This window comes from Aeoliella fuhlenseeensis, from assembly GCF_052161615.1.
In the GTDB taxonomy this organism is placed as follows: domain Bacteria; phylum Planctomycetota; class Planctomycetia; order Pirellulales; family Lacipirellulaceae; genus Aeoliella.
In genome coordinates, this window is sequence record NZ_CP197417.1 from 1,658,469 (window position 1) to 1,680,454 (window position 21,986).

The 21,986-nt window shown below is 58.9% G+C and carries 16 protein-coding genes; 6 read left to right on the top strand and 10 right to left on the bottom strand.

Annotation, left to right across the window (positions count from 1 at the left end; genetic code table 11):
• Window positions 1-29: 29 nt before the first annotated feature.
• The gene (locus tag SH292x_RS06365; protein WP_442485852.1) at window positions 30-1,859 is read right to left on the bottom strand and encodes an alpha-amylase family glycosyl hydrolase; all 1,830 of its coding nucleotides are present in this window, start codon (window positions 1,857-1,859) and stop codon (window positions 30-32) included.
• 648 nt (window positions 1,860-2,507) lie between these two features.
• On the opposite strand from SH292x_RS06365, the gene SH292x_RS06370 reads away from it, so the two are divergent.
• Genes SH292x_RS06370 through SH292x_RS06385 form a run of 4 tightly spaced genes read left to right on the top strand, consistent with a single transcriptional unit; the run spans window position 2,508 to window position 6,053 of the window.
• The gene (locus SH292x_RS06370) at window positions 2,508-3,089 is read left to right on the top strand and encodes a response regulator (protein ID WP_442484751.1); all 582 of its coding nucleotides are present in this window, start codon (window positions 2,508-2,510) and stop codon (window positions 3,087-3,089) included.
• A 50-nt stretch (window positions 3,090-3,139) separates the two neighbouring features.
• Window positions 3,140-4,348: a sensor histidine kinase gene (locus SH292x_RS06375; protein WP_442484752.1), complete on the top strand. Its 1,209-nt coding sequence runs from the start codon at window positions 3,140-3,142 to the stop codon at window positions 4,346-4,348.
• A 2-nt stretch (window positions 4,349-4,350) separates the two neighbouring features.
• Complete coding sequence (locus SH292x_RS06380; RefSeq protein WP_442484753.1) at window positions 4,351-5,193, top strand: hypothetical protein; 843 nt, start codon at window positions 4,351-4,353, stop codon at window positions 5,191-5,193.
• A gap of 32 nt (window positions 5,194-5,225) precedes the next feature.
• Window positions 5,226-6,053, top strand: coding sequence for a hypothetical protein (locus SH292x_RS06385; protein ID WP_442484754.1), 828 nt, complete (start codon window positions 5,226-5,228; stop codon window positions 6,051-6,053).
• Window positions 6,054-6,109: 56 nt separating this feature from the next.
• Here the strand turns inward: SH292x_RS06385 and SH292x_RS06390 are convergent, their stop codons facing one another.
• A complete protein-coding gene (locus tag SH292x_RS06390) occupies window positions 6,110-7,681 on the bottom strand; it encodes a HEAT repeat domain-containing protein (RefSeq protein WP_442484755.1) in 1,572 nt (523 codons plus the stop codon).
• Window positions 7,682-7,992: 311 nt separating this feature from the next.
• Entirely contained in the window at window positions 7,993-9,021 is a 1,029-nt protein-coding gene (locus SH292x_RS06395; RefSeq protein WP_442484756.1) for a hypothetical protein, read from the bottom strand.
• Between the two features lie 268 nt (window positions 9,022-9,289).
• Here SH292x_RS06395 and ggt point away from each other — a divergent pair, with 268 nt between their 5' ends.
• Both ggt and SH292x_RS06405 read left to right on the top strand, forming a co-directional pair.
• Window positions 9,290-10,993, top strand: coding sequence for a gamma-glutamyltransferase (ggt, locus tag SH292x_RS06400; protein WP_442484757.1), 1,704 nt, complete (start codon window positions 9,290-9,292; stop codon window positions 10,991-10,993).
• Between the two features lie 33 nt (window positions 10,994-11,026).
• Entirely contained in the window at window positions 11,027-11,392 is a 366-nt protein-coding gene (locus SH292x_RS06405; protein ID WP_442484758.1) for a hypothetical protein, read from the top strand.
• Between the two features lie 29 nt (window positions 11,393-11,421).
• Here the strand turns inward: SH292x_RS06405 and SH292x_RS06410 are convergent, their stop codons facing one another.
• The 7 genes from SH292x_RS06410 to SH292x_RS06440 form a co-directional block, all read right to left on the bottom strand.
• Complete coding sequence (locus tag SH292x_RS06410) at window positions 11,422-12,063, bottom strand: NYN domain-containing protein (protein ID WP_442484759.1); 642 nt, start codon at window positions 12,061-12,063, stop codon at window positions 11,422-11,424.
• A 78-nt stretch (window positions 12,064-12,141) separates the two neighbouring features.
• On the bottom strand, window positions 12,142-13,242 hold the full coding sequence (locus SH292x_RS06415; RefSeq protein ID WP_442484760.1) for a baeRF10 domain-containing protein: 1,101 nt from the start codon (window positions 13,240-13,242) through the stop codon (window positions 12,142-12,144).
• A 188-nt stretch (window positions 13,243-13,430) separates the two neighbouring features.
• Window positions 13,431-13,622 (bottom strand): hypothetical protein, encoded by a 192-nt coding sequence (locus SH292x_RS06420; protein ID WP_442484761.1) that lies wholly within the window; start codon window positions 13,620-13,622, stop codon window positions 13,431-13,433.
• Window positions 13,623-13,841: 219 nt separating this feature from the next.
• On the bottom strand, window positions 13,842-15,158 hold the full coding sequence (locus SH292x_RS06425; protein ID WP_442484762.1) for an MFS transporter: 1,317 nt from the start codon (window positions 15,156-15,158) through the stop codon (window positions 13,842-13,844).
• 1,088 nt (window positions 15,159-16,246) lie between these two features.
• Window positions 16,247-18,754 (bottom strand): hypothetical protein, encoded by a 2,508-nt coding sequence (locus SH292x_RS06430; RefSeq protein WP_442484763.1) that lies wholly within the window; start codon window positions 18,752-18,754, stop codon window positions 16,247-16,249.
• Between the two features lie 556 nt (window positions 18,755-19,310).
• Window positions 19,311-21,533, bottom strand: a complete 2,223-nt coding sequence (locus tag SH292x_RS06435; protein WP_442484764.1) for a M56 family metallopeptidase — start codon at window positions 21,531-21,533, stop codon at window positions 19,311-19,313.
• Window positions 21,530-21,910 carry a BlaI/MecI/CopY family transcriptional regulator gene (locus tag SH292x_RS06440; protein ID WP_442484765.1) on the bottom strand — a complete coding sequence of 127 codons (381 nt, stop codon included), beginning with the start codon at window positions 21,908-21,910 and terminating at the stop codon, window positions 21,530-21,532. Before SH292x_RS06440 ends, SH292x_RS06435 begins: the two co-directional genes overlap by 4 nt.
• Between the last annotated feature and the right edge of the window lie 76 nt (window positions 21,911-21,986).

A 21,986-nucleotide genomic window follows, 5' to 3' on the forward strand; every position in this document is an offset into this window, starting at 1 on the left:
GCGGGGAGAGGGGCGAAAACATTGATCTCCTACTCTTCCCTATCACGACTGAAGATTACCGCCGTGTAGGGGGGCAATACCACTTCAGCGCTGTACGGCATTTCGTCCCACGGTTCTTCCTCCGACGCGATATCGCCGACGGGAGCGTCACCGAAGTCGTCGCTGTAGATCTTCGCGTCGCTACTAAACCGGCACTTCCAAGTCCCGGCCGCAGGGAGGCCGATACGATACGCGTCGCGGTGAACGTTGGCGAAGTTCAGCACTACCATCACGTCCCCTTCGGGATCGTCGTCCCGCCACCGACGAAACGCGACGATCTTGTCGAGATCGTTCACGTGGCTCACTTGCACCTGCTGTCCCGATAGCCCGTGCGAATTGCCATCGCGATTCAGTCGAAGGCGAATCAAGTCGCGATAGAGCCGCACAATGCCCTTGAACTCGTCGGCCTGATCCCAGTCGATCGGGTTTCCGTCGTCGAACCAACCAAAACGCAGGAACTCTTGCCCCTGGAACAGCATCGGCACGCCGGGCGCCGTAAACACCAGCGCCGCGGCGAGCGTGGAACGCTTCTGAGCGAACAAGCCCGTCGGGTCGTCGGGATTGATCTCCGAAACCACGCGCTGTTTACCGTTCGCCACTTCGTCGTGCGATTCGCTATAGATTACCCGCTCGAAGGCGTCGATGTTGTAGCGATAATTCACCGCGTCGCGAATGGCGATCATCGAGCGATCGGCATCGTGGGCGGCTTGCACCACCGCGCGAACTGGATGTACGAACGCTGCGTCCCACTGGCTGTTGAATCCCGCGCCGCCGAAGTCCACGGGCTTCGTAAGCCATTCGTTCTTTTGCAGGTCCTCGGCAATGGTCACCGCCTTGGGGAATTGCTCGATAACGGAGCGATTGATCCACTGGGCGAGCGACCAGCCTTCGGGGATCGTCTTCTCTTCCGTGCCGTCGACCGAGCGAATGAATAGCGTCATGTCGTAACGCAACCCATCCATGTGATAATCTTCTAGCCACATTAGCGCGTTGTCGCGGATGTACGACCGCACCTCACTGCGCCCATAGTCTGGGCGCGAGTCGCCCCATGGCGTGACGCTCCGCCAATCGTTGTAGAAGTAGATGCCCCCCTTGTCGTTCTCGCTCCAGCCGTCGAACTGCCAGATGTCGAGGTCGCTGGGACCGAAGTGGTTGTAAACGACATCCAGAATCACGCCGATTCCATGCTGATGCGCGAGCCGAACCAGCTTCTTGAGCGCGTTGGGTCCCCCGTACGCCGACTCCACCGCGTAGATGTGAGCGGGGTTATAACCCCAGGAGTAATCACCCGCGAACTCGGCAAGCGGCATCAGTTGAATCGCGTTGACGCCCAGCTTCTTGAGGTAGGTCAGCTTGCGGCCGACCTCGGCCAGCGTGCCGGGCCCATCCTCGCCCGTCGCGTTGAACGTGCCGACGTGCATCTCGTAGATCACTAGCTCATTGAGCGGCGCGAGCTCGAAGTCGTCCCCCTGCCAATCGAATGAAGGGTCGTGGACCACCGTGTTGCCTACCGAATTCGTCACCTCGCGGGCGTACGGATCGATTCGGCGGAACGACTGCTCGCCGTTGTGAATTAGATAGAGGTACTCATCCCCAAACTTCACGCCCGGGACATCCACGTACCAGTGGCCGTTCCCTTCGGGCTCCATGGGGGTCCGCTCTTCGTCCCATTCGTTAAACGTCCCAATGACATAAATCGCATCGGCGTGCGGCGCCCACACTCGAAACGCGGCACCTTTTTCGTGCTTGATACAGCCCATGCCCTCAAGATGCAGCGTGACAGCGCTTGAGGCGTAAAGATGCGTATTGGCGTCGGGCATGGTGGTCATGAAAGGTTCTCGCGTTAGTGTGTCTTCACTCCGCTAGCAGCGGCGTCGCACCCCCTTAAGCAACCGCCGTGCCATCGTCCACTTCATCGCCGGAGATCTACGCCTAGCTATTAGAATTGTTAGGATTGGCAAGTTGCATAGGCCGGGGCGAAGTCGTTCGCGCCAGCGCGGCGAGCACACTGATCGTCGGGCGCGCACCTGGCGAGCGGAGGTGAAGCGATGGGGATTTCGAGAAGATGGGGGCCGCAGCGGCATGTTGGGGTAAATGTCCAAATCAGCCCGAATAGGTCCCAAATTTCCACAAGCACATGTTCGCGAAAACACCTAAACGATTGCTCTGTATGGAGTTGCGGTAATTATTTCAGTCTTGACGGCACCTGTCAGCCCGATATAATCCGCTCACACCTGGCAATTCAGGTAACCTCGGCGAATGCGGCGGATGCTGTCGATTGCAGAGGCGTGTAGAATTGTGCAAGCCATGACCTTTTTGCACTTTACGGCGGACAGGAGCTAAGGGGGCTTTGTCGCGACGACAAGATGGAACGAAGTCGGTTGCACGCGTACTTCCCAAGACGGGTTGGAGCGTGAGGTGGTCGAGTCGTTCTGCTCACATGACTAAGGAGAGAGGTGCTTGAGCGTATGAAAACCGTATTCACTACCGGCGAAGCCGCGAAGATATGCAAAGTTAGCCAGCAGACCATTATCCGCTGCTTCGACTCGGGACAGCTCAAGGGATTTCGCGTCCCAGGCAGCCGATTCCGCCGCATCCCACGCGACCAGCTGTACTCCTTTATGCGAGACAACGGCATCCCCACCGATGCTCTCGATAGCGGCAAACGCAAGCTGCTGATCGTCGACGACGACGAAGATCTGGTGGACCTGCTCGTCGATCACTTTGAGCGCGATGGCCGGTTTGATGTGCGCAGCGTCAACAATGGTTTCGGTGCTGGCATGCTGATCAAGGAGTTCGGCCCCGACCTGGTGATCCTCGACGTCATGCTTCCGGACATCAATGGCATGGAAGTTTGCCAGTTAGTTCGAGGCGATAAGACCATGGACGACGTGCGGATCATCTGCATTTCGGGCATGGTTGAACCCGAACGCATTCAGCAGCTTCGCGACGCCGGTGCCAACGACTTCATGAAGAAGCCGTTTGACGTCGATGTCTTGTCGACTCGCGTTTGCCAGTTGCTCGAAATGGAATCCGCCTCGGCCAACTAAGGCCGAGCGGAAGTCACCACGGCCCCGCGGCATCGGAACAGAACAGCCTCATGCTCTGGTTGCCTGCTCTCTGTTCCACTTCGGGTGCGCGGGCCATATCGGTGTGCGATGCCTCGGCACTCGCGATCGAGCGTGCGCTGCTGGAGCCGATCGCCGCGGCCGAGCATTTGACCGCAGCGCTGGTGGCCGACCCGTGGCTTTGCCGGTGGGCGGCCGCGGTCGAACCGGACTCGGGGACGGTGCATGCGATAGCAACCCAAATTGCCGAGACGCTCGTCGTCCGCCTTGCGAACTCCGCGCCATCGCCACTTGCGTGGACTCGCACCGACGAGCAAGCCGCGACCGACTTCGCCGCGCAAGCTGCGTCGATCCACGCTGCAGCGGTCGCTGTGCTCGATAGCGATCGCCCCGCCGAGCACTCGCCGGCGTACTTACACGCCATGCTTTTCGCGCCAGCGATTTGGGTACACGCTTCGGGCGATTACCTCGCGGAGTCCGAAGGGGTCGACTGGCGATTGTCGCGGCTGGTTGCGCGGCTCGCGTGGTTCGCAGGGCTGGCGCACGACTTCGATCATGCCCTCACCCGTGCGAAGCTCGACGCGATGAAGGAGCTTGCGTACGGCGCCAGTCACGAGATCAACAATCCTCTTGCCAACATCTCTGGCCGCGCGCAGTCCCTGCTTCGTGACGAACGAGACCCCAGACGCCGCCGATTGCTCGCGTCGATCGACGCTCAAGCCCTCCGTGCCCACGAGATGATCTCCGACCTGATGCTTTTCGCCCGTCCGCCACTGCTGGAGAAAGTATCTGCCAAGCTGGACGAAGTCGTCTATCAAGCCATCAGCGATCTACAAGTCATCGCGACCGAGCGGGCGATTACCTTGTCCGTCGATGCTTTGCCGGAACCTGCGGTAGCTTTGTTCGATCCGCTGCAGATGCTCATCGCCATCAAGGCCGTTGTCCAAAACGCGATCGACGCGATTGGCAACGACGGTGCGGTGACTATTTCGCTACGGCGAGAGGGGACGAACGTTGTGATTCGCGTGGCGGACACGGGACCAGGCATTTCCGACACCGTACGCAGGCACCTATTCGATCCCTTCTTCAGTGGCCGGGAAGCGGGGCGTGGGTTAGGATTTGGGTTGTCGAAGTGCTGGCGGATCGTCACCTTGCACGGCGGCAACGTAAAGGTCGAACGCACCAGCCCCGCCGGCAGCGTGTTCGCCCTCCGATTTCCTGCCACCGGTGGAGAACCTTAAGCGTGGGTTGGATCTGGCAACACGGCATGCGATGGGTCGCTTCGCAACTCGCGAGCGAAGCGCGCCGTGCCAGTTCAGCGGCACCCAAGGACGCATCCCAAGAATCACCCAACGATTCGGACGAGCCACTCGCAATCCCTCACACGGCCGCCGCGTTCCTGTGCGAGTCGAAGCTGCTGTTCGACGCGGTAGCGGACGAGCTATCGGGCAAGCAACACGTTCGCGCCCATCGCATCGCCCTCTGTCACGGTAAACTCGAAGGCAAGCGAGTCGTCGTTGCCAGGCCAGAGACCAAAACGCCCGACCTCAAGCAGTTCGTCAGTGCCGTGATCGAGGGTCACGCCCCGCGGTTCGCCCTCTCCATCTCCGAAGCTACTAGTCTCCGCGAGCGAATCGAGCCCGGCACCATCGTCATGGCGAGTCGCGTCTTCGCGCCTTGTGGCAAGTCGCTTCGTATCGATGGGCAGACGCCCATCGGCAAGGGCCTTGTGCGGGGCGGCGTGTCGACGCCCGGCTATCAGAAGTCCGAAGAACTCGCCGACCCCACCGATGCCCCACTTGCCGAGGACAATTGGAGCGAACCGATCGCCCGCGTGTGCGGCGAGCTTTCACTGCCGCTGATGGCCGCCGCAGTCGTGCTCCGACCACCCGCCGAATGCCGAACGGGCGAAGCCGACAAGTACAAACACCAGCGGTCGTGGGCGGGCAAGTCGGGCGTTCTCGTTGGTTTGGTGTGGAAGAACCACACGGGCCTTGGCGAGTTGTGGAACGAAAAAGAAGCCCGCTGGAATTCCTCAGTGCAACTCGCCAAGCTGGCCCGTTTGCTCATTAAGTCAATCACGTGAGTTTGTGGTGCGAAGGAACACAGGACACCATCATGGGTAAGGCTGGTAGCGCCATCACGCACTTCAACTCGACCGTCCGCACGCTGCTAATGGCGGTGGTCGTCGGCGTGCTCGGCTTCGGTGGGTTCCAAGCGTTTCAGGCCTACAGCACCCCACGCCGCGAACTCGCCGGCAAACAGCGCGAGCTCGACGCCGTGCTAAAGGGACTCGAACAAGCCAAAGCCGACCTCGCCGCCCGCGAGCAAGCCATTGCCGAACTAAAAGAAGAAGTGGCCGAGCGCGATGTTCGCATCGATCAGCTACTGGCCGATCTCGATCGCGTCCAGACCGCCGTCAAACTGCTGAAACTCCGTCGCCGCCTCGCTCGCATCGAGGTACTCGATCAAACCACCGCCGACGATGGCACGGTGTCGACAAAAATCCTCTTCACCGAAATCGGCGACAACGGCCAGCGCGTCGGCGAACCCGCCGAGCTCACCATCGACGGCGACCGCGTCTACGTCGAGTACCTGGTAGTTAAGTTCGACGACAAGTACGTCGAACAAGCCGACCTCGAACGCGGCACCGCGATTTGCCTCCTGGAACGCATCTTCGGCGAGAACCAAGAACCGGGCCAAGGTTTCGTGATCGACCAAGTCGGCTCGCGGCCGAACTCCTACGAACGCGGCTCGATCACCAGCGACTTCGAACAACAAATCTGGACCGACTTCTGGACCATCGCCAACGACCGCCAGAAGGCGGCCGAGTTAGGCATCCGCGCCACCCACGCCCAAGCCCCTTCGATGCGCGTCGAGAAGGGGGCAACCTACGAGCTCGATCTGCGCTCGACGGGGGAGTTTAGCTTGCAGCGGATGGAGTGAAAGGCAAGTAGCGCTTGGTAGTTTCTGGCACTATGGAGGTTAGAGAAGCAGCGTGCTCATTTGCCGGGCGCCTCGGGCCGTGGAAATAGTTCTACCGAGAACACTGGCAACTTCTCAGGATAGCCAGGTATTTCTTCCAAAAACTCGATGGACTGCCCGTCCCCTGAAAGGCTGAGCTCGTAGCGGTAATTCACAGGGATAGAGGCGAGACGAACAAAATGGTCACCCTGAGCCGCATAGATCGTATGATCCGCTCGGCTGTTGGTGGACGGAAACGATCGCTGCAAGCTCCACACTTCTGCGGTACCATTCGATAAACGCTCGATCCGAAGTCGGGTGTCGCCCGTTGCACTCGCGAACTCGTTCATCGCTTCGATCGAGCTAAACTGTTCCGGAAGGCTCGGTATCTTAATGGTCTCGAAGTTATCACGAAACGCTTCTGGGAATTTCGCGGCCAGCAAGCGTTCCGCTTTCCAACTAAAGGAGCTGCTTAGGCCTCGCTTGGATTCCCCAACAAGGAGCTCTCGTACTGGCAGTAGAGCTGTTGCGTCTAAGGAACCGAAGACATGCAATGCGTACGCCTGCCCTTCATACGATCCCTGGTGAAACAGATCGACCATTGCCTCGATCACCTCCTGCTGTTTACGAACCGTCGCCAATAGCCGAGTGGCAGCATGTCTTCGGATACTAGGATCCTTATCCATCAGCAGCGCGAGCAGCAACTTGGTGTCGTCGAAGTGAAGATCCTTCTCAAGCCATCCTGCCAACCGCTGGCGATCGAACACATCAGGCGATTTGGCGTAGTCTTCGAGCACTTCTACGGCACTTGCGTTCGTGGCCATCGCCAGTAGTGCCACAGCCCCTGCCGCGCGCACACTTAGTTGGTCGTCCGACAATAGCTTTTCTAGATGTGGGGTCGCGGGAGCGGCAAACTCATGGAGCTCGAACAACCGCGTCGCGGCACATCGACGTCGATCGGGCTGTTCCGATGACAACTCGCCAATTAGAGGTGCGATGGCCGCTTCACCCTGGGCGAAGAACGGATACCGCACAGGGTCGATGCATCCCAGAGCATCGCAAGCCATCTTCCGATCCAGCGGTCGATCGTTCGCGGGATGTATCCCCCACTCTAGCGCCGGGATCGCTGCCTTGGCAGCGGGGCCGTACGTGGCGAGCATCCCCACGGCAGCATCTTTGGGCCTATCGCTATTAGGGCAGCGAACGCCGGAGGCGCGATGGTCGTTTAGGGTCGAGATCAATGCCGGCAGCGACATCTCCGCTGGCACGTTGAATTTTCTCAGGAAGAAGATAGCCAAATAACAGTCGCGAGCATCGGCGTCTTGATGGATAAAATCCAACACGGCCTCCTGCGCCAGTTTGGACTGAATCCCCGCGTCGGCTAGGCTCCTGAGCACCATCATTCGCTCGGGAGAGGCCGGCGGCGACGTACGAAGTTCCTCTAACAATTGCTCTTCGCCCTCGGCTGCTTGCGTAGCCGCCCCATCGGCTTGCTCCATTTGCCGAATGTCGCGTTGGCCATCGTCCACCACAGGCGACGCGTCCCGAGCCGCCGCATTACCCACGAGCAAGCCAAACGCCAACAACGCTCGTATCACCAAAGCGTTCATGCGATCTCCCCCTTGTCAGATAGTTATTCGCGCCCCTCCGAGAACACTGATTCGATTTTACGAAATGGGTCTGCGCTGGATAGGCGAAAAATCTGCTAGCAAGTTCGCCGCACCTGCGTTGGCGTGCCTACTGCACTCGTCGCTCGGCTACGCTGAATGAAGTATTTTCGATCGCGTTGGTTGCGAGCAGGATAGAAAGCATCAGGTGGTGCTAGTTCAGCGGACCTTTGCTTATCAGTACTGCCTCAGACGAATAGATCGCTTTAATCGCTGAATTCCGAGCGCCGTTCCGCGCTTGCAGACGGATACTACTATTTCCGCATCGATATTTCATAATCAACGATGCGAAGGTCCTTCAGCGCGTTTGTCTCGGTTCCGCCAGCTAGTTTGAGCCTCGCGTAAGACTTCAGCTTCGCTGCCAAGGTGCTCGCCACCTCCTTGGATCGCAGAGAATTGTCGTCAGCTTCGTTCAAGAGGCGCCGCAGTTCTTGGTTAATGTCGTCGGCATGCTGGCATAGTATGCCTACGTCGTCGGGGGTGGTCGCCTCGAGAACCACTCGGGCCTTAGCAGCAAGCACCTCAGGAATGTCGCCGCTTTGGTTCTCGATGCGCCAGGCCTCAGAGTTAGCCAATGGAACTGTGCATTTCAGCTGCCGATCGTCCTTGTCGGCGACATCGCTTTCTTTGAGAAGCTCGTCCACCCAGGTGCTAAAGATTCCGTACTTGTCTTTCTTGCAACGTTCGTACAAGTCCAGTCGGCCTGGGGCGAAGGGCGCGTTTGCGTTCGACTGATCGTTCCAGCGAGCGGGATTTGGCAACGCGAATCCATCACCAATCAGGAACCAATCAGAGAGGCCGTAGAAAATATACCCAGGCCTGCCATCTTCGCCCGGCACGGGTGCAAGGACACGTGCTTCATCCACCAAGAGCTGCCCAGAGCCGTCTCGTGCGGGATCAGATAACCCGAGCAAGACTTTATCGTTCGGTTTGATGATGCTGCGCAGATGATTGACGATAAGAGAACGACAACGCAGTGCTCGGTCAATGTCGGCCGAGGTAACTTGCTTCGTCTCGATCTCCTGATCCCGGCGAGCTTCCAGTTCGGCCCGCGTGGCGACGTTCTTGAGGCGGACTACCTCTCGTTTGCCCTTGTACATGACCGCAATCGTCGCGATGTCATCGACTTCGATCAGCGTGGCGAGATAGGGTTCGTACTTTTCTCTCCATCGTTCACTCGTCGGATCGACCGGTACGATGTCGGCAATCGCGGTGCTATTCGCGGTAGCAAGTCCCAATAGAAAGAGCCACACCAAGAGCGTATTTGCGTGTTGGTTTAGCATCAATGGCTTTCTCAAGAAGAGTGCAAAAGCCTAGCCTGCCTGCTCGTATCATATCGGCATTTATTACGACTGTCGAATCGACTGGGCTTCATTGCTCAAGTTATTAATACTCTTGCATCGCGGCAGGTCCGTCTAAGTTAGCCGGGCGAAGGGGCACTTGCACCCACCTTCGAAGGCGATTTCACCTTCCGGCACTGCGTCGACTATAATCGATCAACTTATTCGAGCCGTCTCATGGATCCAATATTCAGCCCACCCTTATTCAACGATGAAACTATCCTTATTGGCGGTTGGACTAGGAGTGCTGACGGCCATGCAAACTAGCTCGGCTGTCGATCGCCTCGAAGGCCGCACGTTCGTTACCCGCTCGCCCGCCGTCGGCGCCAACGGCATGGCGGCCACTAGCCAGCCGCTCGCGAGTATGGCGGCCATCGAAATCCTCCGCGCGGGCGGCAACGCCGTCGACGCGGCCATCGCCGCGAACGCCGTGCAGTGTGTTACCGAACCGACTTCGTGCGGGCTCGGTGGCGATCTGTTTGCCATCGTCTGGGACGACAAGACGCAGAAACTCTACGGCCTGAATGCCAGTGGTCGAAGCCCACAACTGCTCACGCTCGCCGAATTCGAGCGACTCGGACACAAAACCATTCCCAAGTACGGCATGCTGCCGATCAGCGTGCCGGGGTGCGTCGATGGATGGTTCATGCTGCACCAGCGATTCGGCAAGCTTCCAATGGAACAAGTACTCGCCCCCGCGATTGCCCACGCCCGCGATGGTTTCGCGGTCACAGAAGTCATCGCCAAGTACTGGGCCGGCGGCGTGGAAGCCCGAAGCAATCAGCCTGGGTGGGCGGATGTGTTCTTGGTCGATGGTCGCGCCCCCGCGCAGGGGGAAACCTTTCGCAACCCCGCACTCGCCTCGACACTCGAGAAGATCGCGAAGGGCGGGGCGGACGAATTCTATCGAGGCGACATCGCGCGACAGATCGACCGCTTTATGCGAGACAATGGTGGTTATCTGCGATACGACGATCTCGCCAACCATCGTAGCGACTGGGTCGAACCCGTCAGCATCCACTATCGTGGCTACGACGTGTGGGAGTTGCCTCCTAATGGCCAAGGGATCGCGGCGCTCCAGATTCTGCAACTGCTGAAACGGTACGACTTGGCACGGGCGGGCTTCGGTAGTGCCGATCATCTGCACTTCTTGCTCGAAGCTAAGAAGCTCGCGTTCGAAGATCGGGCTCGCTTCTACGCCGACCCCACGTTCGCACCAGCGCCCATCAAGGAACTCATTTCTGACGAGTACGCAAAGCAGCGCTCCATGGGTATCGATCCCCTTCGTGCCGCGACCAACGTCGAGGCGGGGGATCCCGTGCTACGCGACGGCGACACCATCTACCTCACCACCGCCGACAAAGATCACAACATGGTGTCGCTTATTCAAAGCAATTTTCGCGGCTTCGGCGCGGGACCTTGTCCCCCTGGACTTGGCTTTTGTTTTCAAAATCGTGGCGAGCTGTTCAATCTCGCGCCCGGCCACGCCAACAGCTACGCACCCGGTCAGCGACCTTTCCACACCATTATCCCCGCCTTTGTCACCAAGGATGGCAAACCGGTGATGAGCTTCGGCGTGATGGGTGGCGACATGCAGCCACAAGGTCACGTGCAGATTCTCGTTAATCTGCTCGACTTCAAAATGGGCCTTCAAGAAGCAGGAGACGCCCCTCGCGTGCGACACGATGGCTCGTCCACCCCCACCGGCGAGGCTGCCACCGAGAACGGCGGGACTGTCTATATCGAGAGTGGCATCGCCGACAACACGCACCGCGAACTCGCCCGCCGCGGTCACCAGCTCAAGTTCGGCGATGGCGACTTCGGCGGTTATCAAGCTATCTGGTACGACGCCGATAAGAACGTTTACTTTGGAGCAACGGAGTCGAGAAAAGACGGCATTGCGATTGGATATTAATCACGGACTCAGTCACACGTCAGAGAACCCACGATGTTCAAGAACCTCATCCCCAAGATCTTCTATGATCATCTGCAAGACGGCCTCGATTTCTTCGTGGGAGGGCTTGGGTTCTCTATACTCTACCAAGACGCGGGCATGGCGGTTGTTGCTCGTGACGGTGCTAAAGCCTACATCGTCGAGAGCCCAGAGTACGCGGCCAAGGATCGTCCCGAACTTTCTATCGAGACCGATAACATCGACGAAGTATTCGCCGATTTGTCGTCACGTTCTCCCGAGTTGCTGCATCCAAATTTAGCCCAGGTGACGCTCAGGCCATGGGGTGCGCGGGAGTTTGCGATGCTCGATAAGACGACGGTCTGCGTTGTCTTTCGCGAGTGGCCACCCAGCGATGGCTGAGTTGCTCGCCATCGCGGATGATTAACGCCTCACTCTCCCTCCAGCAAATCCTCTCCGTACCCAGGCGGAAACGGATTGTCCAAACCCCCTTCGGCCACTGGGGGAGCGTGCGGCGTGCGTTTCGTCGTCTTCGGGATGATCTTGGGAACTTCGGTCGCACGGAGTTGTCGCTCCATTTCGCCGATGTCCTCGCCGTCGAACTGCTCGACCCAGTAGTCGACGCTGCCTCCCGCCGTGGGTTTTCCCTGCTGAGCGTCATTGCCCTTCGCTCTTGCACGGGTCGATAGCTCGCGAAACCAGAGGTCGCTGTCGATCCACTTCGAACCTCTTCTCCGTCCAGCACGCTGCACTCGATGATCGCTTGATACCACCGTGAGCCCTTTCGGCGCGCCGTGCTGATCGATGATCTCTTCGAGCAGGGCGTCGGCATCCGCGAAATCGCTTGCGTAGCGAACCGTTATCTGCTCGTGGTGCAGCGTCTTCGGCAAGCCGGGTGGTGCGCCCGCCGCGTCGAACACGATGGTCGTGTCGCGACGTTCTCCGGCGGATAAAGTCTTGCCGAGGAAGGTGAGCAGCGCATCGCGCGACCCCTGTAACGTCCCGGCATTTTTGCCCGAACCGAACAGATCAGTGACGTGAAGCAGGTTATAGCCATCGATCAGAAGTCGCATTCAAGGATTGTACCACGGCAGAGGGACAGCGCCGCGGGCGGGATGGTTCGCGTAAGCCTCTCACTTCAGGTGCCAGATTCAATACCTAAGCAGTGCTGCCACATGTCCCGATTTCTCAAGGCCGGGCAGCGGGTCGGCGTAGTTCACCGAGCCACTCGAAAGCTCAACTAGTCGCGTCAGTGTGTCGACAAGATCGACCTCGAACAGCGACTTTGAGCCACATTGCTGGCAAGTCTGAGGAGTACCATGCACCACGTGGTCGCAGTCCCGGCAGTGCGTGCCGGTGACCTTGGCATCGCGGGCAACCAGCATGGTTTCCATTCGCCCCGCGCGTGCCGCGTCGAGAACGCGTGTCGCTCCGACAGTTCCGCGACCGTTTGCCATGTACTCGTCTTTGATTTGTTGCCAGAGATTTCCTTCATCCTCGCGTTCGTCGGCGAAGAACTGCTCGTAGGCCTGCGTGATGAGTTCATCTTCATTGCGGTTGAGATCAAACGCATCCCGCGCCACAACCAACCCTCGCAGCGACTCCGGAAGTCGTTCGTCAATCTGCCGAATCGTCTCGGCCGATCCGGCGAGGATGATACGGACGACGGACTCATCCTTGCAGAGCGACTCCAGCGATTCGCAAACCTCGTCGGCGTAGTGCAGCAGTTGGTTGTCACGTCGGCGTTCGTACCGCTGTTGCGACCAGCCACCTTTCCGCACGTGGTTCTTCACGTCGCCGCGAATTGTGGATTCAAGTTCCGACTTTGCATCGGTCACCGTAAAGATGCGAGTCTTCTTGTTGTCGCACGCCACGAGAGCGAATGTTTCGTACTCGTCCTGAAGCTCTGCAAGTGGCCGGATATAAGGAGATGGGCCAACATGCATCGCGGTGGGTACAGGCAGCGCAACAAAGTGGCCCTCTACGAAGTCCATCAATGCACAAGCGAAGAGACACACCCCTTCGACGTCTTCGAGCGACTGGCCATCAAGCACTTCGCGAACCATCGCGATATTCGCGTCGAACAGTTCGAGCTCCGTATCGTTGTCGGCGAGCACTTCGCGAAGTGATCGCTCGCGAGCGGCGAGGCTTTCGAAGCCTTCCCGTCCAGTGAAGTAAACCGACAAGAAGTCTCGCCCGTTACCACGAAGCTCCGCCAGTCGGCGGAGATCGATTTGCTGAATCGCTGCCATCCGAACCGCCTGTTGGATAGTGCGAGCCAGAGTGTCGCACGAGGGCCTGATGTAAGAGAGGCCGGGACTGACGTGCGGTGAAGCAACCTCAGAGCCCGGCCCTCATGATCCGCTCTTAAATCACAGGCAAGGTGTGCAGGGAGCCGGCAATGGAAGAGCGGATTTAAGTGACGTACGCTGACGACGGTCTAGTCGACCGTATCGACTTCGACGTCCGTACCCGGGGCCGAGATGTCGATCTCGGGCTCGTTGTCATCCACGTCGGGGGTGGTGATGACGGGGGGAGCATCGTCCAGGTCGCGATCCTCGACCACGCAGCCCGTCAAAGGAATGGTCGTTACCGCGGCCACAAAGGCGAGTTGGAAGAATCGCGTAAGCATGGTTCGTCCTCGAGTAAGTTGCTTGAGTTGTTGAGCCCCTTGTGGGGCAGCAACGACTTAAGCAAACTCGATGCCAATGCGATACGGCGAGAACTCCATATCGGATAGCTCATCCTAAACGCCGATGAAATGCGGCAATTTCGAGTCCGATAGGCATTGGAATACGATCGCATTCGCGCCTATTTGATCGTGGTGCAAGCAGCGTGGTCGCTGTGCGAACTACGCTACGCAACGTTCGCCGAGGGGAAGGAGCTCTTCGACCACTTCTTCCTTCGCGACCACTTCCACCGGAGGTCCGCCCCAGAGACTGGCTCCGCATGCAGCTCCGACGAACATCGCCACGAACAGCACGAGCGTCGGGGTGTAGCTGCCCGTCAGGTCGAACACCACGCCCATGACAAACGGTCCGACGGCACACGAGGCGATCGCTGCGGTCCACACGGAACTGCGAATCGCTCCGAGGTGCTGTCGCCCGAAGTAACGTGGCCACAGGCTGTTGCCCACGACCCCCATTAGTCCCTGCCCGCCACCAATCAGTGCGGCGGCGACGTGAGCGGTCCAGAGCGACAGGCCACTCGCGAGTAGCACCATACCCACGCCCATGATGGTCATCGAGAACGTTTGCAACCACTTGAGCGGTACGCGGTCGGCGATCAGTCCACCTTGAATCTGCATCGCGGCCATTGCCATCGCCATCGTTGGGAAGATCGACGCGGCGTGAGCAGCGGTCAGTCCGCTGTCTTTAAACAGCGGAACTAGGTTGAAGAACACCGCGGTACACGCAAAGCCGAGCACCGACGAGCAACCCAGCGCCACCCAGTACGAAGCGGTTTGCATCGCCTCGCTGCGCGAATATTGATGACGCGGCTTGGCGAACTTCGCAATCTGTCCGATGCTGGTCATGCTCGAAGCGTCCGCCGAAGCGGGACTGTTGCGATACACGGCAAATAGGAGTGGAAGGAGCACCAGCATCGTTACGCAGCCAATCATGGCGTAAGCCGAACGCCAGCCGAACGTGTGGATCAGGTACAGGTAAATTGGCGGAGTCACGGCGATGGCGGCGGACATGCCGACGCCCGCGATGCCCGATGCCAAGCCGAGTCGACGATTGAACCACATGCCGAGCGTGTTGCCCGCGGCCATCGAGAGTCCTCCTTGCCCGCACGCGCGGAGCAGGAACAGTCCGATGGTCAGAGCCACAACGCTTTGAGCCCCCGCGACGACAAAGCACGCGACGCCAACACTGGTAGCCATGGCGATCGACACGATCTTCAGGCCGTGACGATCCATTCGTCGGCCGATGGTCATCAGCGGAACGGCTGCCAGGAGACTCGCCACCAGGTACGCGCCCGACAGCATGCTATGGCTCAGTCCTAGCGACTCGCGCATGGGCTCGTTGAACACCGAAACCGCGAAGGTCTGCCCGGGGCTAGTGCCGATGTTCATCAGCATCGCCACGGGGAGCATTACCCATGCGTATCGGGGGTCACGTTGTTCGTCGATCGTGGGAGCGCGCAGGGCTGCTACGGTTGCCATCTTCTTCTAGCTGCTCGGCCAGCGTGGCCGCGGTGGGAGGTTAGCCTGATGTCGTATTCTACGGAGTTTTCCACAAACCTGTTAAGGGCGTGCGTCGCCAGTTGTCGGAACACCACAGTATCGTGCGGACCCTACCGCACGAAATGACAACCGAAACGCATAACGTTACTGCCCTGCGTGCCCAGGACACGCAGGGCTGCGTGCACGTTCAGAGTATTTCTGTGTGTACGCACGCCAGTCGCGATTGGGTTGCTCGCGTTTGGGTGGCGAAGGCTACTCGTTTTCCGCCGCCCGGGTAAGAGCGAACTTCCCGGCGAAGGGTGCCTTTGCACGAATCCGTGCCCACAACGATTTGGGGCGAGTTTTGTCCCATATTGGCGACTATTTCACTGGGTGCGACAAAACTCCTTTTTCTCCCCGCGGGAGTTTCGCCGTAAGCCCCACGGCCGGAATGCTTTACAGCATCCCTCTTGGCCGAGCCCCAAGAATAAAGTCGCAGGGGCAACCCGCAGGTGCGACATTACCCCTCTCTGCTCCCTCCCCCAAGTCGTTACGCAAAGGGTACCGCGACTTGGGAAACCTCGAATCGCAACGACGCCCTCGGGGGAGGGCTGGGGTGGGGGCCGAATCTGCGAGACCCATCCCCAGGCTTACCGCTAGCCCCCGCCCGACGAAAAATCGACGTGCTGCTGCTTGTTTTTCTAAGTTGTCAAAGAGCGAACGTACGTACCGTTAAGTGGACGTACGTGTATTATGCACATTCGACGCGCGCTTTCTAGTAGCGCGGGGGAATAAAGTGGGAAATAGTTTCGGGGGATGGGGCAGGAAGGGCAATCGGCGACGCGACGCGTCGTACAACGGAACTTATTCCGTTACTGAAACTAAACGCTTGGCCACCTTAGTATCCCGAGTCGCCGAGACCGAAAAGACGACTTGGAAAGCCGTGGTACCCATTGGGACGCTACTCATCGAAAACTAGGCACCTGCGCGGGGGGGACGTGCTAGTTTGGGAGTCGCACTCGACGACTGCATTTCGGCTGTTGCTCCCTACGCGGAGCTCGCTAACCCATATTGAGCGATACCCGGATCTATCCTAATTGGGCGGGCTGCTGAGGTGTCAGTCGCGAGAGGAGAAGGAGGGCTCCACAGAGGAGCAGCCAAGTTGCAGGTTCTGGTACTCTAGCCGCCTGTACGGGGGGAGCTAGCGTTGAGCCTAGATTGTCTCGCCAAATTGTATAGTCGGCGAGGTTCACGAGTCCGTCGTTGTTTCCATCCGCACCAGTCCCCGCGGTGACGGAGGTGCCGAACGCGCCCTTCCATATCGCGTAGTCTTCTATTCCGACCGTTCCATTGCCGCTGTAGTCGCCTGCGAGAAGTTCGACAAGGACGAGCCTAACAGTGGAAGTGGCATCTAAGCTGTCCAAGAAGTTAGATTCGAAAAAAGAGAACGAAGTTCCATCTTGGAGCACCCCCGAAACGACGCCATCGCCTTGGGATACATCAAAGGGAACTCCGGGAGTCATATCGCCGGAAATATTCACTCCGTCGAGCACGAAGCTCGTTCCCACTAGCGTTACTTGGGAATTGTCATAGATGCTGAGCCAGCCGAGGCTGCCTCCCCGAATAGTTGCGTCGCCTTCGTTCTTGACGACCAGCCACTCGAGTTCGCCACCGCTCATTTCGAGATAGCCACCACCTTCGACCTTAGTTCCGCCCGACGAGCCCGAATACTCGTGGCCGACTGACCCTGCGAATATGTGTGCTTCGCCCCCGCTCATTATGGTTAGGTCACTGGAGACTACACCACCTTCGACGCGTAATACGCTGCCACTTCCAACCCGGAAGCCGTCTGGCAAAGTCCCTTCCTCTGTCAAAGTTAGCGAACGTCCCGAAGCAATGCCTTGTGGGCCGATGCCCTCGCTCACCGTCACGGAAGCGGGCAACGAACCTATATCCGCAAGTTTAAGAGTGATGTATTCGGCCGAACCCGAGCGGATGTCGAAGGGAGTGCCGTCGGTCAAGGTACCAGTAAGTTCGCTACCAAGTAATGAGCCCGAGAGGGTTACTTCGTCTCCGATGTTTAGCAGGCCAGCAACGGGCATGCCGCCCCTTAGAAACTCCGCGCCTTCTAAAATGAGAGCCGGCGAGTCATAAAAATTGTCCGTGGTTCTGAGATCGACAGACCCGCCCGTAATCGTAATCTGCGCGCTGCCATAGGCTGGGATGGCACCAGCACCACCATCCCGGAGGTAGCCACCAGAAATGTTTAGAACGCTGTCGGCGTTGGCCCGAAGGCCGAATGCTATTTTGCCACCGCTGATGTAGACCGAGCTACCGACATCCGCGACAAACCCGTAGCCTACGTGTCCTCCGCTAATGTTGACGACGCTTCCGTAATTCGCTTTGAAGTAGTCGCCCGCATCACCGTCAGTGACGTTAACGGTACTGCCGTGTCCAGCCTGGAATCCGTCGGTTAGGCTCGTAAACTGACCGACTTCAAACGTCTGACCTTCTCTTGCACCGGCGGCCTCGAAGTAGATTAAGTCGGGGTCGGGAAGTGGCACCGACTTCAGTTTTAATTCGTTTCCGTAGTAGAGGGGTATGGCGAAAGGAGTTCCATCTTCAAACGTTCCAGAAACAATCGAATTGATCGGGAGTTGATCTCCATCAATGGTGACGCTGTCGCCATACTGATTAAGGCCTGCTACTGGTACGCCATTCACCCTGAATTCATTGCCATGAATCAAAACCTCCGATGTGGAGTGAAAGTAGAAGCCGTGCGAGACTTTCCCGCCGAAGAGGTTCACGGAAGTATCGCGGTCGATGAATAGATTCGGACGTACCAAGCCGCCGTGGATGTTCAACTCGGTCGGGTTGCTGATCGTACCTTCCACTGTCGTGTTCCAATCGATGACGCCGCCGGGATAGAGATTCACCTGCGTGCCGGGCTCGATGGTTGAAATGTTGGATAGGGTGTCGCTATCGACCACATCCAGTACTGATAAAAACTGGTTTCGATCTCCAACACGGAAATTTAGTACTTGCTCATTCCCAAGGCCTCCGCCCCAAACCTCGACTAGGCCACGGACGTTTGCCACTTCCCCTTCTTCTAATACGACTTGTGCCAACTCGAAGGGTAGAGCGGATCCGAACTCATCCCAAATGTAGGGGAGCTCAGCGTTGAGCTGCAAATGGTGCGCGCTTTCCGATGCACCACTGATGCTCAGGGGTGCAATGGTGGTGCCCACAAGGAACTGCGAATCTTGTTCGATTGGCACTGCTCCAAAACTGCCATTGTTGGACTGGTCCACGGTTGCAGCTCCAGACGGATTGAATTGCTGCAACTCGATAGACCCATTGATTCCAAAAATTCCGTAGTCGATGCGTGAGTCGTAGTTGCCTGATCCATCGCCACCGAACTGGAACCCTGAGATGGCCTCGTCTTGGTAGGGGAGAAGCGTTACGGTCCATGTATTGAACCCCGGCATTCCCGGTGTGGGAACCGAAGTAGTCGACACTGCCACCTGTGCTTGCAGGTTCGTTGAAGACAGGAATAGGAGGAGACTGCAGAGAGCGAGAGCGATACGGCGAGGCATGATGAGTTGCAACAGGGGAGGTAGAAGCTACCGAGGAGATTTACACAACCTCCGTCGTAAGCGAGAACAAGTACTGAACCACGATAAACGGGAGTCGATCGGCGGACAAGTGTAAGGTTTAGTTGACTGCGCCAACGTCCGCGAAACTGTTGCGTGCAGGGTGAGCATGGTCCGAGGGAGGGACGCAAGGGCCATCCTGGAAAAGTAGGAGGTGGCTTTGCCAGTGTCGGGCCACTAGGCGAAGGCTTTCTTGCGAGAACCTTTGCTGCTCCCACCCGAGTGGGGGGGGCTTTCGGGCGAAAGAGCCGGGCACCGAAAACGGTTAGCCTTAGTCCGAATTCTAAGATTTCTTGTGTAAGAGGATACGTGGAATTGGAGTGCTTGAGCGGCAACCAGTACCTTCCAAACGGAGCGATGGCTATCCGAGGCGGGCAAGTGTCGCTGCCACCCAAGAAAAGTATTCGTAGCGACACTCGCCGCGGAGCGGCCGTCCATGCATTCCTACGCGGGAGCGTGGGAACGAGAGAGTTGCACTCAGCCGGGCGGGACGGCCGGGCTATTTTGTTTCGTCGATGTACTGGGCGGGCGGTGATGTCGTCGATGGGCTCGGCATCGTCGCGGGGGTCCAGATCGGGGTGAGGGCGAAGCAGAGGGAGTCGACGGGTTTGTCGCGGTCCTGCAGGCGGGCGATGGGGGCGACGACGAGGGTCTCGCCGGGGGAGAAGCGGAGGTGGTGTGCTTGCACGACAACCTCTTGGAGCTGCGGCACTTGAAAGACTTGGCTGAAGCCGGGGAGGCGGCCTTCGGTGACCGATTCGATCTCGGAGAAGGTCGCGCGGCAGCTTAGTTCAAGCGTGCTGGCGTCGACGACATCGCCCCGCAGTTCCAATAGTGTTCCCTCGCTGAGTACGGAAACGACGGGTTCGAGTTGCGACTGCTGTGGGTCGCGGGACCGAGCGAGTCCCGTCACGTAGGGGGCGAAGGATTGATCGCGGACGAAGCCAGAGGTTCCGTTCGCTAACAACACGCGGGGGGCATTTAGGATGTTGCTCCGGCGATTGCTCTGGACGCTTCGCACCGCTCGCCGCATTTGGTCGTGACTTAACATCGAAGTGGTGAATGGCCCTGAGGAGGTAGTGACCGAGGTCATCGACAAAGCCGCTTCGTTCTCACTCCGTTGTTGCCAATCATTCCGAGAAGAATCGGGGAACGGAGCGGGGGCGTCGACTAGCTCCCATGTCAGGTCCCCGAGTTCCTCCAGGGTTGCTACTCGGAAGAACCGAATTTGAATCTCGACGTTCCATGGTCCCGAGCGTTCAATCCCGGTGAGTGCGTCGGCGAAGTTGGCGTGCTCGTATCGGGTCATGCGGAGCTTCAGGCGGCCCGCAGTGCGATCGAGGGAGACGAGCGCTGGTTTGGGCGAATCATTGCCGTCGGGACGGATGTGCGTGAGCAACCACTCAAGCGCGTCGGCCTTGGGGTCGGCCTCGGAGAGTTTCTCAAGCGCGTCGGCAACGTCGTACTCCCGCTCTTCGACAATATCGGAACCGGCGGGGCGAGGATCGCGGTGGCGTGCCATGGCGACCTCGGCCGCGGCGATGATCTCGGGTGAGGCCTCGATCGGCTGCGGAGGCGCGGGGGCCTGGATGACGCTCGACGGGGCGCGATCGGTGAGCCCCACGCAGGCGACGATCGCCAGGAGCACCAGCGCGACAGGCCGTGGGAGTCGCCACCGTCGCTGACGCCCTGGGGCACACGCAGCAATGCGAGATTTCAGGCGACGCATGGGGCGAGCAAACCACAGCCCGATGAGTCCTAAATTGATCGAGGGCTTGGCCGAAGCGAAACGGACGATCAGCTCGCCGTACGAAGGGTGCTCGGCCGAGGTGGTGAAGCGTCGAACTGCCTCGTCGCAAGCGAGTTCGCGGGTGTGAGCCACCTGCCGAGTGACGAACCATGCGAGCGGATTGAACCAGTGCACGGCTTGAACCAACTTTAACAACCAAGCGACGTAGCCATCGTAACGCACTAGGTGAGCCAGCTCGTGAATCAACACCATCCGCAGTTCGTTTCGCGGCAGTTCGTTCCGGGAAGGGGGATCGGCAGTGACTGGCAGGCAAAGCGTCGGTCGCAGGCAACCGAACAGGGCGGGGCAGGTGAGCTCGGGGACGAATTTTACTTTGGGTGCCCGGCGGATGAGCATGGTTTGGCAGACTTCGCCCAAGACTTCGAGGAGCAACGGGTCGCTTGCGCTAGGGATGCGGCGGAGTCGTAAGGCAAATCGCACTGAGGCGACGACGGCGCGTCCGAAAAGACTAAATGCCACGACGGGCCAGATGAGAAGAATGCCCAAGACGACGAGCATCTCCCAATCCCAGGTACTCGAATTGGTTGGTTGTGGAGTCGGCGCGCGCTCGGAGTGCGTGGTTGCCATGATGAGATCACTGCCGACGTGCTGAACCAACTGTTCGCCTGGAATCACAGGTGGCGAGTCGGGTCGGGGTTGAACCGGGCTCCGATGAGATGCCGACTCGTGGGGCGAACCCCCTTCAAGGACGGCCCATCCCAGATTGGGCAGCCCCGCGGTGTTGGGAAGTCCAATCGGAATGAGCATCCGCAACGCGACAAGCGTCCATAGGAGTGACCGAATCGCCGCCCCGAGCCATCGTCCCACTATCAGGTCGAAGAGAAGCACGATCGCGAGCAGAGGCAACGACGCGAGGGTCGCGATGCATGCGTAGTAGTAGGCAGGCAGCAAGCAATCCAAGATGAAGTTCATCGCTTTACGTCCTTATCGTCGAGTAACCGGCGAAGCTCGGCCACTTCGGTTTGGCTAAGCTCGGAATCTTCTACCAATTGAACGAGCGCCGGCGCCCACGCCCCGCCGAACACGCGGTCGAGGAACGAACGACTCGCTTGACGGACCGTGGTGTCGCGATCGACGACCGCGCGATAGCGGTACCGCTTGCCCTCCACGTCGAAGGCAAGAACGCCTTTCTGGGTGAGCCGGTGGATCATTGTCTTGATGGTGCCGACGCTCCAGCCATGCGCAGCGGCGAGTTCGTCGACCACGGGCTGCGCCTCGACGGGCTGCTCGCGCCAGACGACGTTCATCACGTGCCATTCGGCGTCGGAAATGGAGATAGACCCAGCCACTAAAGTTGCTCCCAGCGTGTGTGGAGCGGACTCTATTTACAAACGTAAACGGAGTCAACGGCAACTGGCTCGGTCA